Origin of the sequence: Glycomyces artemisiae (assembly GCF_003002955.1) — a bacterium.
GTDB classification, from domain to species: Bacteria; Actinomycetota; Actinomycetes; order Mycobacteriales; family Micromonosporaceae; genus Glycomyces; species Glycomyces artemisiae.
On the sequence record NZ_PVTJ01000007.1, the window covers coordinates 90,506 to 105,309 of the forward strand.

Here is a 14,804-nt window from a genome sequence, read left to right on the forward strand (position 1 = left end):
GCCGATCGCACCTGGACAACCGGCGTTGATCGCCGTGGCAGTCGCGACCCTCTGGGCCCAGCCCTCCGCCGCCGGGCCCGAGGACCGGCTCGCGCTGGGCGTGCCGTCCGCCATCCGCGAATGGGTCGCCAGGCTCACCAACGACATCCGCGCCAACGGCCTCAAAGGACGCGTGCGGACCCAGTGCCTCCTCGGCACCCGCGTCGACGTCGAGCGCATAGCCGACGGCTGGGCGGAGGTCACCTGCCCCTCGCAGGAGACCTCGGGCTGGGTCCCGCTCGACCAGCTCGCGCACCCGGCCGACGGGAGCGCCGGCGGCACCGAGTACCTGGTGAGCGCCACCGCGACCGCCGTGCGCGACGAGCCGGGCGGCGACGTGTCGATCCCCGGCGTCACGCTCGGGACGCGCCTGCGCGTCGTCGGCGAGGCGTACCGCGGCTGGGTCCCCGTGGCCCTCCCGGGCCCGCGCCAGCCCGGCTGGGTCCCCCAGCGCGACCTCACGGCCGAGCCCGCCGCGGAGCTGTCCGCGCCCTCGACCGCGCTGGTCGCCGCGGGCCTCGACGCCGTCAAGCTCGCCCAGCAGCTCCTGGAGATCCCGTACCTGCACGGGGGCGTCAGCGCCTACGGCATCGACGCGCCCGGCCTGGTGTGGATCGTCTACCGCCAGCTCGGGATCGACGTGCCGCGCTTCGGCCCGGCCCTCATCGAGGCCGGCGAGGCCGTCGCGTTCGAGGACCTGCACCCGGGCGACCTGGTCTTCCTCGACCACGGCGGCGACCCGAAGACCCCGGCGATCATGGCCGAGCGCAGCCAGTCGGACCTGCCCGAGGTGATCTTCTCCTCGCCGGTCTACGGCAAGGTCGTGGCCGAGCCGCTCAAGGACGCCGAGCTGGCGCGCATCGCCGCGTGCCGCCGCCTGCCCGTCAGGGCCTAACGGACGCAACGCGAACGGCCCGCCTCCCTTTCGGGGAGGCGGGCCGTTGCACGTACTGGTGTCAGACCTTCTCGGCGCCCGCGGTGGCCGGGACGTGCTGCTCGCGCTCGGCCTCCTCGAACAGCTCCTTCCAGGTCTTGCCCTCGCGGCGCAGGAGGATGCCGTTCGTCGCGATGACCGCGATGAGGACGCCCGCGATGACGCCCAGCGACAGCGCGGTCGGGATCTCGGGGATCGCGTCGAGGTGCTCGCCGCCGTTGATGAACGGGAGCTGGTTCTCGTGCAGGCCGTGCAGGATGAGCTTGACGCCGATCCAGCCGAGGATCGCGGCCAGGCCCAGCGACAGGTAGCGCAGCGACTTCAGCAGGGCCGCGAGCAGGAAGTACAGCTGCCGCAGGCCCATGAGCGCGAAGATCGTGGCGGTGAAGACCAGGTACGGCTCCTGCGTCAGGCCGAAGATCGCCGGGATCGAGTCGAGCGCGAACAGGATGTCGGTGGAGCCGATCGCGAGCATCGCCAGCAGCAGCGGGGTCACGAACTTGACGCCGTCGATCCGGGTGGTCAGGCGCCCGGCGTCGTAGTCGGGGGCGACCCGGAGCTTCGACTCCGCGAACTTCATGAAGCGGTTCTGCGGCATGCCCTCCTCGTGGTCGTCGTCGCCCTTGAGCTGGCCCCACGCGGTCCAGATGAGGATCGCGCCGAAGATCAGGAAGACCCAGCTGAACTGCTCGATGAGCACCGAGCCGACCGCGATGAAGCCGCCGCGCAGGATGATCGAGAGGACGATGCCGACCAGCAGCACCCGCGACTGGAGCTTGTCCGGGACGCGGAACGCCTGGATGATGAGCAGGAAGACGAAGAGGTTGTCCACGGAGAGGGCGAGCTCGGTGAGATAGCCCGCGTAGAACTGCCCGCCGTAAGTCGCGCCCTGCGTGAAGAAGATGAGGGCGCCGAAGAGCAGCGCGGCACTGACGTAGACGCCGGCCCAGGTGGCCGATTCCTTCGTGGAGAGTTTGTGGGGGTTGCGGACTGCCATCACGAGGTCGAACACGACCACCGACGCCAGTCCTGCCATGGTCAGCGCCCATGCCCAGGCCGGGAGTTCCAATGTGTTGCCTTCCTTGGTCTTTGGAGGGTCACATGGTCTCTCCCGATCCCCCTGGGACCAGCGTCACCGGGGACCGATCGCGGTCCCGTGCATTGACGACGACGCTAACAGCGCTGCACGCTGCGGGATACTCCCCACATACCTGATTTTGAACAGACAGGCTTATTCTGCCTGCCGGAACCCGACTTGTCATCAGTCGGATTTGTGACTTCTCTCTCGACAGTACTCCTGACCTGCGGCGATCCGTGAGCCTTGTGGGACGCTCCGCGCATGGTTCTGGAAGTCGCTGAAATCAAGATCACCCCCGGGCAGGAGGACGCCTTCAAGGAGGCGTACCGCGGCGCCCGCGCGTTCGTCGAGGCCTCCCCCGGGTGTCGCTCCATCCGCATGACCCAGGGGGTCGAGAACCCCTCCCGGTTCGTGCTCCTCATCGAATGGGACTCCGTCGAGGCCCACGAGCAGGGCTTCCGCGAGACCGACCGGTTCCCGAAATGGCGCGAGGCGATCGGCCCGTTCTTCGCGGAGCCGCCGTTCGTGGAGCATGCAGTCGACATCGACTAGCACCCTCGGCACAACACCGGCACGGGCCCGCGCATTCCCCGCGCGGGCCCGTCGCCGTGTCAGCCTCCGGCCGCGTCGATCTCCCGCAGCTCCCGCTTCAGGTCGGCGATCTCGTCGCGGTACGCCGCCGCCAGCTCGAAGCGCAGTTCCCTTGCGGCGGTGAGCATCTGCTCGTTGCGCTCGTCGATCTGCTGGACGATCTCGGAGCGCACCTTGCCCGCGCCCTTCGCGTCGGTCCTCTTCCCGCGGACGGGCCGCTCGGCGGCGACGAGCTTCGCGGTCTCGGCCGCGGAGTCGTACAGGTCCTCCATGATGTCGCCGATGCGCTTGCGCAGCGGCTGCGGGTCGATCCCGTGCTCCAGGTTGTAGGCCACCTGCTTCTCTCGGCGCCGGTCGGTCTCGTCGAGCGCGGCCTTCATCGAGTCGGTGAGGTTGTCCGCGTACATCAGGACCGTGCCCGAGACGTTGCGGGCCGCGCGCCCGATCGTCTGGATCAGCGAGGTCGCCGAGCGCAGGAAGCCCTCCTTGTCGGCGTCGAGGATCGCCACGAGCGACACCTCCGGCAGGTCGAGGCCCTCCCGGAGGAGGTTGATGCCGACGAGCACGTCGTAGTCGCCGCGGCGCAGCTCCCCCAGCAGCTCGACGCGGCGCAGCGTCTCGACCTCCGAGTGCAGGTACCGCACGCGGATGCCGTTGTCGAGGAAGTAGTCGGTGAGGTCCTCGGCCATCTTCTTGGTGAGGGTGGTCACCAGGACCCGCTCGTCCTTCTTCGCGCGCTCGCGGATCTCGAACATGAGGTCGTCGATCTGGCCCTTCGTGGGCCGCACCTCCACGTGCGGGTCGACCAGGCCCGTGGGCCGGATGACCTGCTCGACGAACTTGTTGCCGGTCTGCTCCAGCTCCCACTTGCCGGGCGTGGCCGACAGGTACACCGACTGGCCGACGCGCTCGCGGAACTCGTCGAAGCGCAGCGGCCGGTTGTCCTGCGCGCTGGGGAGGCGGAAGCCGTGCTCGACCAGGTTGCGCTTGCGGGAGGCGTCGCCCTCGCTCATCGCGCCGATCTGCGGGACGGTCTGGTGCGACTCGTCGATGATGGTCACGAAGTCGGAGGGGAAGTAGTCGAGGAGCGTGTGCGGCGGCGACCCGGCGGGGCGGCCGTCGATGTGCCGCGAGTAGTTCTCGATGCCGTTGCAGGTGCCGGTCTGCTTCATGTTCTCCAGGTCGAACACGGTGCGCATCCGCAGCCGCTGGGCCTCCAGGAGCTTGCCCTGGGACTCCAGCTCCGTCAGGCGCTCTTCGAGTTCGACTTCGATGTCGCGGATGGCGCGGCGCATCCGCTCGTCGCCGGTGGCGTAGTGCGAGCCCGGGAAGATGAGGACCCGGTCGACCTCGCGGATGACGTCGCCGGTGATCGGGTGCAGGTAGTAGAGCCGGTCGATCTCGTCGCCGAACATCTCGATCCGGATCGCCAGCTCCTCGTACGCCGGGATGATCTCGATCGTGTCGCCGCGGACCCGGAAGGTGCCGCGGGTGAAGGCGATGTCGTTGCGCGCGTATTGGACGTCGACGAGGCGGCGCAGCAGCTTGTCGCGTTCCCACTCCTGGCCGACGCTCACCTCGGTGGCCTGTTCGAGGTACTCGGCGGGCGTGGCGAGGCCGTAGATCGCCGAGACCGTGGCGACCACCACGACGTCGCGGCGGGTCAGCAGCGAGTAGGTGGCGCGGTGGCGCAGCCGCTCGACCTCCTCGTTGATCGAGGCGTCCTTCTCGATGTAGGTGTCGGTCTGGGCGACGTACGCCTCGGGCTGGTAGTAGTCGTAGTAGGAGACGTAGTACTCGACGGCGTTGTTCGGCAGGAGCTCGCGGAACTCCTTCGCCAGCTGCGCGGCGAGCGTCTTGTTGTGGGCCATCACCAGCGCGGGGCGCTGGAGCTTCTCGATCAGCCACGCGGACGTGGCGGACTTGCCGGTGCCGGTGGCGCCGAGCAGCACGGTGTCGCGCTCGCCGCTGCCGACCCTGTCGGCGAGCTGCGCGATCGCGGTCGGCTGGTCGCCTGACGGCTCGTACTCGCTGACCACCTCGAAGCGCCCGTCGGCGCGCGGAATATCGAAAGCCACGGCCCAACGGTAACCCCGGGGTCCGACACTCCTCCGCTCCGAGGGTGACTTTTCGGGCGCAGGATCGTTGGTCCCTGCGTGAGCTCCACTACCTCAATTTCGTTCAAGTCGGCCCTGCTGTGGGTCGTCGCCATCATCACCGCGGTCGCGATCGCCGGGTGGTTCGCCGTCTCGTGCAGTCCGGGGAACTCGCAGGCCGAGCGCCCGGTCAGCGAGGACGAGGCCGCGCTGCTCGCGTCGATGCGCCAGAAGAACCACGACGCCGATCCCGTCGCGCTGCGGATGAGCCTGCCGGTCGACGGCGAGACGCTCGTCGTCGACGGCTACATGGACTGGCGGGTGCCGATGGTGTACGCGCGCGTCCCGGCCGACGACGGCTCGTACACGCTGGTCCAGGCCGTGCCCGGGCTGATGGCCTCGCGCGCCGACGACGAGGCCGCGTTCGCGGCCGCGACCGTCCCCGAAGACGGTTGGACCACGAGGGCGATGCTTTCGGGCGCCGGGTCGCCGCTGGAGACGACCCTGGACATCCTCGTGTCGTCCCTGTTCACGCTGACCGCGGCGGACGCTGACGACCCGGCCGAGCTGGCCGAGGACGCGACCTGGCGCGAGGAGGGGATCATCGACGGCGAACCGGTGGACTCGTTCCGGGCGCCCATCATGGTCGAGACGGGCGAGCCCGCCGCCGACGAGACCGCCGCGGCGGCCCCGGAGGCCCTGTACTCGATCGACGGCGAGGGCGTGCTGCGCCGGTTCCAGGTGAACACGGGCGCCGAGAGCCTCTCGGCCGTGGACTTCCTGCGCGACGTCGCGGTCGACCCCGCCGGGCTCGACCCGGTCGACCTCCTCGGCGGCCCCGCAATCGCGCCCGCCGCGGTGGACGAAGACCTCGCGGAGGCGATCAGCGAGGTCAGGTACGAGAACTGGGAGCGGTCCTCGGAGGTCGAGATGTCCGTGCCCGTCGCCGACGGGCAGGTCGCGACCGGGTTCGGGTCGGTCGACTGGCGCACGATGACCGCGTACCTGCACCTGGAGGACGCGGACGGGCAGCGCCTCATGCTGGCGCGGCCGGGCGGGTTCGCGACCCTCGCGGTCGAGGACGCCGAGCTGCCCGAGACGCCGCCGACGGAGGGCTGGGAGGTCCACAAGCTGAGCGACGAGGACGTCGCCGACAGCTTCGGCCCGGTCGAGTCGCTGGTGTACCGGCTGCTGGAGATGGCCGCGGAGGAGCCCGACGACGAGGAGCGGATGGCCGCCGACGCGCGGCTGCTGCGCACCGACGGCACCGAGGACGAGCCGGAGTACGTGGTCGAGTTCCCCGTCAACGGCGACGCGCAGGCCGAGGCGGGCCGGTCGGCGTACCGGTACCACCTCGCCGACGACCGCCTCACCGAGGTCGAGATGATGACGTACTACGGGGTCGCGAGCGCCGAGGTGGCCTACGAGGACTACCCGATGGTCGCCGTCCCGTGGGAGGTCGCCGACCAGATCGGCTGAGCCGCAAGGCGAGACGACGCGGGCCCGGCCATCGGCCGGGCCCGTCGCGCGTCGGGCGCTAGGCCGCGCGCTGGAGGTCGAGCCTGCGGAGGGTCGCGATGAGGTGCGTGTGCATCTCCTCGGGGAGCTCCCGGTTCTCCATCCACTCCAGGAGCAGGCCCTTGGCCGCCCGGACGCGCAGGTGCACCAGTTCCACGGCGGCCGCGATCCGCCAGAGCCACGGGGCCTCGGTCGCGCTCACGATCCTCCAGAGCACCTCGATCGCGGCGATCCGGTTGAGCTCCGCCCAGCGGCGGGCGGCCTCCAGCCGGATCTCGAAGCCGCGGGCGGCGTCGGTGGCGAGCCCCTTGAGCACCTCCTCGGCGTCGCGCAGCGCCAGGGGCACGAGCGCGATCGCGGCCTGGAGGCGGCATTCGACGTCGAGCCCGGCGGCGGTCGCGATCACGAGGATCGCGAGGCGCCGGCGGTCCTCGCCGGGGATCCGGCGGGCGGCCGCGAGGCGCGAGAACGGGTCGTTGGCGACGTCGAGGGCGAAGCGCAGGAGCGCTTCGGAGGCCTCCTCGGGGAGGCAGCGGAGGTACTCCTCGGCCAGTGCGAGGCGGTGGTCCTGGCTCAGGTCGTGGTTCTGGATCGCGTTGCACAGGAGCCAGCGGGACGCCTCGCCGGCCCCGGGGCCGTGGGCGAGGTCGTGGACGGCGCGGTCGCGGTCCTCGCTGTTCTGCTTCATGTCGCGGATGGTGGCCTCGGCGTCGCGCTGCACGTCGCGCGGCTCCGAGATCCTCGTGTCGATGTGCCTGCACTCCGAACGGGCGCTCCGCCGTCCGAAGGTGATCCTTCCGAGCACGCCGCCGCGGAGGCGGCGCGGCTTGGCGTGGCGACTGCGGCGGCCCGGGCCGGAGGCGGGGGCGGTCGGAGCGGCCGGACCTGCTGGAATATCCATTGTGGTCTGGTGACTTTCTGTGGTGGTCGAAGAGTCGGACCGGACTCGCCCGCGAATCGCCGGTATCCGCGGCCGGGTCGGGAGGGGTGTCGTCGATCGGCAATCGAACGCGACTGTTCATCGTAACAGAATCGGACACCGCAGTAGGAACGGCATTTTCCGTCATCCGGCTATCACCGCGGGTCACCGATGGCGGGACCGGACACGACAAAGGACCCGCGAGACGCTCGCGGGTCCTGTCCGTGTCCGGTCGCTAGCAGAGCGGCGCGTGCCAGCCGTGCTCCTCGGCCCAGCGGTTGGCGCGGGGCCAGCCCTCGCGGTCGAACCAGGGCTCCTTGGCCTCGGTGTACTCGCGCGTGGAGTCGAACTTCGCGGCGAGCACGCCCTTGACGCGGGCGTACTCGGCGCGGGCCTGCGCGTCGGCGCGGAGCCAGTCGCGGAACAGCAGCGCGTACCGCTGGCCGGGCGCGTCGATCGACCGGAAGTGGAGGTGCGCGATGTTGCCGGGGTCGGCGGACCCGTAGAAGCGCTTCTCCCACTGCTCGATGTCCGGGTGGCCGGGCTTGGGCGAGTCGTAGGCGACCTTGCCGAAGTACCCGGCGTCGCCGAGGGCCTCGGCGAACGCGTCGACGATGTGCAGCGACACCACGGTGACCTGGATGTCGACGACGTCCTTGGCGGGCAGGCCCGGGACGGCGGTCGAGCCGACGTGGTCGATGCGGACCGCGCTGGGGCCCATGACGCGGCGCAGGCGCGCGGCGTGGTGCTCGAAGCGGTGCGCCCAGGCCGGGTCGGTCTCGACGAGCTGGAGCTTCTCGGGCCGGGGCTCGTACCGCTCGTTCTGGAGGTTCTCCGCGAACGGCTTGATGCGCTCGTCCCACAGCAGGGCCACGCGCCGTTCGAGCTCGTGGACGTCGTGGTCGTTGAAGAGGACGACGTCGCAGACCTCGCGGCGGTCGGCGTCGGACGCCTGGGCGTCGATCCTTCTGAGGGCGTCGGCGCGGTCGAGGCCGCGCGCGGCGAGCCGTTCGAGCCGGAGCTCTCGCGGCGCCTCCACGTCGATGGCGAGGTGGAAGCCGGGCGCCTGGCCGGTCTCGGCCAGGAGCGGGATGTCTTGGACGACGATGGCGTCGTCGGGCAGGGAGTCGGTGATCTCGCGGGCCCGGGCGCGGACGCGCGGGTGGACGATCGCTTCGAGTTCGGCCCGCGCGGGCGCGGAGTCGAAGACGATCTCGGCGAGTTTCGCGCGGTCGAGCGCGCCCTCCGGGGTCAGGACCTCGGGGCCGAAGCGTGAGACCACCGCGGCGAGGCCCTCCGTGTCGGGGGCGACGACTTCGCGGGAGAGGGCGTCGGCGTCGATGACGCGCGCCCCGAGCTCTGCGAGCTGCTTCGCGACCGTGCTCTTACCGGCTCCGATGCCACCGGTCAATGCGACGTTAAGCACAGATAAAACACTACCCGCCCCGGGCGAACGGCCTGGGACGGGCAGTGGTCTGTCAGTTGAAAGAGTGACGGCTGCTAGTTGCCGGCGAGCTTCTCGCGGAGAGCCGCGAGCGCCTCGTCGGTGGCCAGCGTGCCCTGGGGCTCCGCGGGGGCCGACTTCTTCTCGGAAGTGGCCTTCTTGGCGCCCTTGTCGCCCTTCGGTGCGGCTTCGCCCTCGGCGGGCTTGGCCGGAGCCTCGGTGATGACGCGCTCGGCGATCTGCTTGCCGTGCTCCTCCCAGCGGGTGCGGGCCTCGGCGTACTGCCGCTCCCACTCCTCGCGGGCCTCGTCGAAGCCCTCCATCCACTCGCCGGTCTCCGAGTCGAAGCCCTCCGGGTAGATGTAGTTGCCCTGGTCGTCGTACTGCGCGGCCATGCCGTACAGCGTCGGGTCGAACTGCTCCTCGTTCTCGACGTAGGCCTCGTTGGCCTGCTTGAGCGAGAGCGAGATCCGGCGGCGGTCCAGGTCGATGTCGATGACCTTGACCATGGCGTCGGAGCCGACCTTGACGACCTGCTCGGGCACCTCGACGTGGCGCTCGGCCAGCTCGGAGATGTGCACGAGGCCCTCGATGCCGTCCTCGACGCGGACGAACGCGCCGAACGGGACGAGCTTGGTGACCTTGCCGGGCACGATCTGGCCGATCGCGTGGGTGCGCGCGAACTGGCGCCACGGGTCTTCCTGGGTCGCCTTCAGCGACAGGGAGACGCGCTCGCGGTCCAGGTCCACTTCCAGGACCTCGACCTCGACCGGCTGACCGACCTCGACGACCTCGGACGGGTGGTCGATGTGCTTCCAGGACAGCTCGGACACGTGGACCAGGCCGTCGACCCCGCCGAGATCGACGAAGGCGCCGAAGTTGACGATCGAGGAGACCGTGCCCTTGCGGACCTGGCCCTTCGCGAGCTGGTGCAGGAACTCGGTGCGGACCTCGGACTGGGTCTGCTCCAGCCAGGCGCGGCGCGACAGGACCACGTTGTTGCGGTTCTTGTCGAGCTCGATGATCTTGGCTTCGAGTTCGCGGCCCACGTACGGCTGGAGGTCGCGCACGCGGCGCATCTCGACCAGCGACGCGGGGAGGAAGCCCCGGAGGCCGATGTCGAGGATGAGACCGCCCTTGACCACTTCGATGACCGAGCCGCGGACGACGCCGTCCTCGTCCTTGATCTTCTCGATGGTGCCCCAGGCGCGCTCGTACTGGGCGCGCTTCTTGGAGAGGATCAGACGGCCTTCCTTGTCCTCCTTCTGGAGGACGAGGGCCTCAACGTGATCGCCCACAGCGACGACGTCTTCAGGGTCGACGTCGTGCTTGATCGACAGCTCGCGCGAGGGGATGACGCCCTCGGTCTTGTAGCCGATGTCGAGCAGGACTTCATCCCGGTCGACCTTGACGACGGTACCTTCGACGATATCGCCGTCGTTGAAGTATTTGATGGTCGCGTCGATCGCGGCGAGGAGCTCCTCGTCGGACAGATTCTCGTCGACCGTGGTGCTGTTCTCAGCGTTGCTCGAGGTGGCCTCGATGCTGCTCGTCATGTGGGCTGGTGCTCCGGATACGTATCATTCGTGGGCTCGCGCCCGCGCCCTGGGGACGCGCGCACTCGCGGTTCAGTCCCGGGCCGCCCTTGCCGCCGGCGGCGTCCTGCTCCATGCTGAGGACGCGGACAAGCCCAGGCCCGTCCAGATTACCGTGCGCGATAATGCCACGCCAGTCCGGGCCAGGGGCTGGTGTCCACGGACACCGCTAATGGGCAGCGTCTTCCCACGACGAGCCGAAGCCCGCGGCGACCGTCAGCGGCACGGCGAGCGTGGCGGCGTTGGACATCTGCTCCCGCACGAGTGATTCGAGCCGCTCCGCCTCGCCCGGTGCGACCTCGCACACGAGCTCGTCGTGGACCTGGAGGATGACCCGCGAGTCGAGCTTCGCCTCGCGCAGCGCCCGGTCGACGCCGAGCATCGCGGTCTTCATGATGTCGGCCGCGGAGCCCTGGATCGGCGCGTTCAGGGCGGCGCGCTCGGCGATCTCGCGGAGCTGGCGGTTGTCGGAGGTCAGGTCCGGGAAGTAGCGGCGCCGGCCCATGATCGTCTCGGTGTACCCGGTCTTGCGGGCCTCCTCGACGACGCGGTGCAGGTAGTCGCGGACCTTCCCGAAGCGCGCGAAGTAGTCGTCCGACAGCTGCTGCGCCTCCTCGTTGGAGATGCCGAGCTGCTGGCTGAGGCCGTACGTCGACAGGCCGTACGCGAGGCCGTAGGACATGGCCTTGATCTTCCGGCGGTGCTCGGCGGAGACCTCGCCGAGGCCCACGCCGAAGACCTTCGCGGCGACCGCGGAGTGGATGTCCTCCCCCGCGATGAACGCGTCGATCAGGCCTTCGTCGCCGGTGAGGCTCGCCATGATCCGCATCTCGATCTGGCTGTAGTCGATGGTCATGAGCGACTCGAAGCCCTCGGAGACGACGAACCCGGCGCGGATCGCGCGCCCGGCCTCGGATCGGACCGGGATGTTCTGGAGGTTCGGGTCGGCGGACGAGAGGCGCCCGGTGGCGGCGACGGTCTGGTGGAACGTGGTGTGGATGCGCCCGTCGGTCTGGATCGTGGCGCGCAGCGTGGCGACGATCTGCTTGAGCTTCTCGACGTCGCGGAAGCGCAGCAGCTGCTCCAGGAGCGGGTGGCCGGTCTTGACCAGGAGCTGCTGGAGCGCCTCGGCGTTCGTGGTGTACCCGGTCTTGGTGCGCTTGGTCTTCGGCATCTTCAGCTCCTCGAAGAGGATCTCCTGGAGCTGCTTGGGCGAGCCGACGTTGAAGGGGCGGCCGACGATCTCGTGGGCGCGGTCGGTGGCGTCCTTCGACTGCGCGGCGAACCCGGACTCGATGTCGGCGAAGTGGCCCTCGTCGGCGGCGATCCCGGTGATCTCCATGCGCGCGAGCACGCCGATGATCGGGAACTCCAGGTCGTCGGCGAGCGCGGCCTGGTGGCGCTGCTCCAGGCGCTTCGACTGCTCGGCGGCGAGTTCGGCGACGACCGCGGCGGCGGTGCAGTCGGCGTTGACGCGGGCGGTGTCGTCGTCCGCGGGCTGGCCGGCGAGTGCGGCGTCGCTGAACAGGGCGCCGTCGTCGGCGGCGGTCTGGGCGGTCTCCAGTTCGCGGCCGAGGTACTGCATGGCGAGGTCGCCGAGCGCGTAGGAGCGCTGCTCGGGCTTGAGGAGGTACGCGGCGATCATGGTGTCGGCCTTGAGCCCGGCGGGCTCGGGCCAGCCCGCGGCGTCGGCGCCCCACAGGAACGCCTTGGCGTCGTGGACGAGCTTCGGCTTGCGGGGGTCGGCGAGCCAGGCGGTCCAGGACCGCTCGTCCTCGGCGTCGAGCTGCGAGGGCTCGAACCACAGGGCCTGGCCGCCTTCGGCGAGGGCGATCGTGTCGAAGGACCCGGCGCCGGACGCGAACGTGCCGGTGAAGGCGACGGCGACGTCGCCGGTGCGCTCGCCGAGCCAGGCGGCGAGGCCGCCGGGGACGAGCACGGCGGTCTCGACCTGGGCGGTCTCGGCGACGGGGGCGACGGCGGCGCCGACGGCCTTGTCGGCGAGGTTGGCGTTGAGCCGGTCGCCGAGGGCGCGGAACTGGAGGGCGTCGAAGAGGCTGTTGGTCTCGGCGACGTCCCAGCCGTGCCATTCGAGGTCGGCGACGGCCTTGTCGAGCTCGACGTCGGTGACGAGGCGGTTGAGGCGGTGGTTGCGCATGACGTCGTCGAGGTGGTCGCGCAGGCTCTGCCCGGCCTTGCCGGTGATCTCGTCGGCCTTCGCGACGAGGCCGTCGAGGGAGCCGTACTTGGTGATCCACTTCGCGGCGGTCTTGGGGCCGACGCCGGGGATGCCGGGGAGGTTGTCGGCCTTCTCGCCGACGAGGGCGGCGAGGTCGCGGTAGCGCTCGGGGGTGACGCCGTACTTCTCCTCGACGGCCTCGGGCGTGTACCGGGCGAGCTCGGTGACGCCCTTGACCGGGTAGAGGAGGGTGACGGCGTCGTTGACGAGCTGGATGGCGTCGCGGTCGCCCGAGGAGATGAGGGTGGCGAGCCCGGCGGCCTCGCCCTGGGTGGCGAGGGTGGCGATGATGTCGTCGGCCTCGAAGGTCTCCTTGGTGAGCCAGGCGATGCCGAAGGCGTCGAGGAGCTGCTTGATGATGGGGATCTGGCTCTTGAACTCGTCGGGCGTGGCGCCGCGGCCGTCCTTGTAGGCGGCGTACTCGTCGGTGCGGAACGAGTGGCGGGAGACGTCGAAGGCGACCGCGACGTGCGTGGGCTTCTCGGCCTTGAGCAGGTTGATGAGCATCGAGGCGAAGCCGTAGACGGCGTTGGTCACCTGCCCGTCGTCGGTGGCGAACTTCTCCGCGGGCAGGGCGAAGAACGCGCGGTAGGCCATCGAATGGCCGTCGATCAGGAGCAGGCGGGATTGCGAAGCGGTCACGCCCCCGAGCCTATCGAGTGGGTCCGACAGGATCGGGGCAAGTCCGGCGACGGCGTGGCCGCAGCACGCCGGAGGCCCGCGATCCGGCGGATCGCGGGCCCCTCAGAACTCGGGTCGCCTACTCGGCTTCCTGGGCTTCCTTCTGCTCGGCTTCGGCGATGACGCGCTCGGCGACGGCGCGCATGGACAGGCGGTGGTCCATGGCGGCGCGCTGGATCCAGCGGAACGCGTCGGGCTCGGCCATGCCGTACTGGGTCATGAGGAGGCCCTTGGCGCGGTCGACGAGCTTGCGGACTTCGAGCCGCTCGGTGAGGTTCTCGACCTCCTTCTCCAAGGCGGTCATCTCGGCGAAGCGCGTGAGCGACAGCTCGATCGCGGGGACCAGGTCGGACTTCTGGAAGGGCTTGACCAGGTAGGCCATGGCCCCGGCGGAGGTGGCCCGGCTGATGAGGTCGCGCTGGGAGAAGGCGGTGAGGATCACGACCGGCGCGATGCGCGCGGAGACGATCTTCTCGGCGGCCTGGAGACCGTCCATGATAGGCATCTGGATGTCGCAGATGACCAGGTCGGGCAGGTGCTCCTGGGCGAGGCGCACGGCGGCTTCGCCGTCGGCGGCCTCGGCTACCACCTCATAGCCCTCCTCGGTGAGCATCTCGGCCAGGTCGAGGCGGATGAGCCCCTCGTCTTCGGCGATGAGCACGCGCTTGCGCGGCTCCTCGGCGGCCTTGCTCGTCATGCGGGTCCGTACCTTTCATGCGCGTCTGGACGGTGGGTCGTGCGGGAATCGCGGCACGTCCGGACGCTAGCTTAGCCGCCGCGTGTTACGTCCGCACGTTCCTATGGCGAGCGTTTCGGACGCCAGGGCCGAAACGTGAGCCGCACTACCCCTCACCGGGGCCGCCGCGGGTGTTCGCCATGAGCGCGTCGAGGAGCGGGATCTCGGCGAGCTGCTCGGCGGTGAGCCGGTCTTTGTGGAGCCCGTGCGGGCGGCGGGTGCGGGGGCAGCGGATGATCCGGGTCGGGGTGACGACGAGGTCGACGCGGAAGTCGTGCGGCTCCTCGGGGATCGGCTCGTCGAGCACCTGGAGGTCGTGGACGGTGGTGGCGATGACGGTGCGGTCGTCGATGAGCCCGGCCTCGGTGAGCATCCCGTACTCGATGTCGGCGTACCCGCGGCCCTTGCCGATCCGGGCGCCGTCGCGGTTGACGGCGACGGAGCCGGAGACGACCAGGTCGAGCCTCTGCATCGCCTCGACGCCGACGAGGAGGCTGTGCGCCTCGGCGGCGTCGCGGGTGGCGGCCTCGTCGGGCGTGTAGCTCGGCAGCAGCGAGTTCAGCAGGTAGAACGGCTGGTCGAGCGCGAGTTTCGGAACGGCCATGTAAGTGGCCTTGGAGGCGCCGAGGGCCAGCGCGCGCACCTGGTGCTGGGCGCGGTCGGGGTTGACCTTGACGGCGTTGGCGCCGCGCCAGTGGTCGGTGGCGGCGAGGCGCTCGGCGGCTTCGCGCGCGCCTTGGAAGCGGGGTATGCGCCCGGCCGGGTCCCCTTCGGCGGCGCCTTGGCGCTCCAGGAGCGACCACACGCGGTGTCGGATCTCATCCTTCGCTTGCGCCGACGACATTCCGGTCTCCTCAACGCCCAGGGGTGAACTCCTCCAGGCTCCCACACCTCCACTGTGCCCGCCATCCTCCGGTCCCGGGAAACCCGGTTG

The 14,804-nt window shown here is 70.2% G+C and carries 11 protein-coding genes; 3 read left to right on the forward strand and 8 right to left on the reverse strand.

All coding sequences use genetic code 11. The features are described from left to right. Nucleotides 1-34: 34 nt before the first annotated feature. The gene (locus tag B0I28_RS18050; protein WP_219926845.1) at nt 35-934 is read left to right on the forward strand and encodes a C40 family peptidase; all 900 of its coding nucleotides are present in this window, start codon (nt 35-37) and stop codon (nt 932-934) included. Between the two features lie 61 nt (nt 935-995). On the opposite strand, the gene B0I28_RS18055 is transcribed toward B0I28_RS18050, so the two are convergent. Continuing rightward, nucleotides 996-2,042 (reverse strand): TerC family protein, encoded by a 1,047-nt coding sequence (locus B0I28_RS18055; protein WP_106365244.1) that lies wholly within the window; start codon nt 2,040-2,042, stop codon nt 996-998. Between the two features lie 270 nt (nt 2,043-2,312). On the opposite strand from B0I28_RS18055, the gene B0I28_RS18060 reads away from it, so the two are divergent. Further along, the gene (locus B0I28_RS18060) at nt 2,313-2,603 is read left to right on the forward strand and encodes an antibiotic biosynthesis monooxygenase family protein (RefSeq protein ID WP_106365245.1); all 291 of its coding nucleotides are present in this window, start codon (nt 2,313-2,315) and stop codon (nt 2,601-2,603) included. Nucleotides 2,604-2,662: 59 nt separating this feature from the next. On the opposite strand, the gene uvrB is transcribed toward B0I28_RS18060, so the two are convergent. Continuing rightward, entirely contained in the window at nt 2,663-4,720 is a 2,058-nt protein-coding gene (gene uvrB, locus B0I28_RS18065) for an excinuclease ABC subunit UvrB (protein WP_106365246.1), read from the reverse strand. A 78-nt stretch (nt 4,721-4,798) separates the two neighbouring features. Here uvrB and B0I28_RS18070 point away from each other — a divergent pair, with 78 nt between their 5' ends. Then, nucleotides 4,799-6,217 (forward strand): hypothetical protein, encoded by a 1,419-nt coding sequence (locus tag B0I28_RS18070; RefSeq protein WP_106365247.1) that lies wholly within the window; start codon nt 4,799-4,801, stop codon nt 6,215-6,217. Nucleotides 6,218-6,275: 58 nt separating this feature from the next. On the opposite strand, the gene B0I28_RS18075 is transcribed toward B0I28_RS18070, so the two are convergent. From B0I28_RS18075 to B0I28_RS18100, 6 genes are all read right to left on the reverse strand, one after another. Then, a complete protein-coding gene (locus tag B0I28_RS18075; RefSeq protein WP_146148151.1) occupies nt 6,276-7,157 on the reverse strand; it encodes a hypothetical protein in 882 nt (293 codons plus the stop codon). A 253-nt stretch (nt 7,158-7,410) separates the two neighbouring features. Then, on the reverse strand, nt 7,411-8,601 hold the full coding sequence (gene coaE, locus B0I28_RS18080; RefSeq protein ID WP_106365249.1) for a dephospho-CoA kinase: 1,191 nt from the start codon (nt 8,599-8,601) through the stop codon (nt 7,411-7,413). Between the two features lie 74 nt (nt 8,602-8,675). After that, the gene (gene rpsA, locus B0I28_RS18085) at nt 8,676-10,175 is read right to left on the reverse strand and encodes a 30S ribosomal protein S1 (RefSeq protein WP_106365250.1); all 1,500 of its coding nucleotides are present in this window, start codon (nt 10,173-10,175) and stop codon (nt 8,676-8,678) included. A gap of 208 nt (nt 10,176-10,383) precedes the next feature. Then, entirely contained in the window at nt 10,384-13,095 is a 2,712-nt protein-coding gene (gene polA, locus B0I28_RS18090) for a DNA polymerase I (protein ID WP_245889027.1), read from the reverse strand. A gap of 118 nt (nt 13,096-13,213) precedes the next feature. After that, on the reverse strand, nt 13,214-13,831 hold the full coding sequence (locus B0I28_RS18095; protein ID WP_106365251.1) for an ANTAR domain-containing response regulator: 618 nt from the start codon (nt 13,829-13,831) through the stop codon (nt 13,214-13,216). A 145-nt stretch (nt 13,832-13,976) separates the two neighbouring features. Continuing rightward, nucleotides 13,977-14,714, reverse strand: a complete 738-nt coding sequence (locus B0I28_RS18100) for a 5-formyltetrahydrofolate cyclo-ligase (RefSeq protein WP_106365252.1) — start codon at nt 14,712-14,714, stop codon at nt 13,977-13,979. Nucleotides 14,715-14,804 lie beyond the last annotated feature (90 nt).

Coding starts and splice junctions, on each gene's coding strand:
- B0I28_RS18060 (WP_106365245.1), top strand. CDS start 2,313: ATGGTTCTGGAAGTCGCTGAAATCAAGATCACCCCCGGGCAGGAGGAC.
- B0I28_RS18075 (WP_146148151.1), bottom strand. CDS start 7,157: ATGGATATTCCAGCAGGTCCGGCCGCTCCGACCGCCCCCGCCTCCGGC.
- rpsA (WP_106365250.1), bottom strand. CDS start 10,175: ATGACGAGCAGCATCGAGGCCACCTCGAGCAACGCTGAGAACAGCACC.
- B0I28_RS18095 (WP_106365251.1), bottom strand. CDS start 13,831: ATGACGAGCAAGGCCGCCGAGGAGCCGCGCAAGCGCGTGCTCATCGCC.
- B0I28_RS18100 (WP_106365252.1), bottom strand. CDS start 14,714: ATGTCGTCGGCGCAAGCGAAGGATGAGATCCGACACCGCGTGTGGTCG.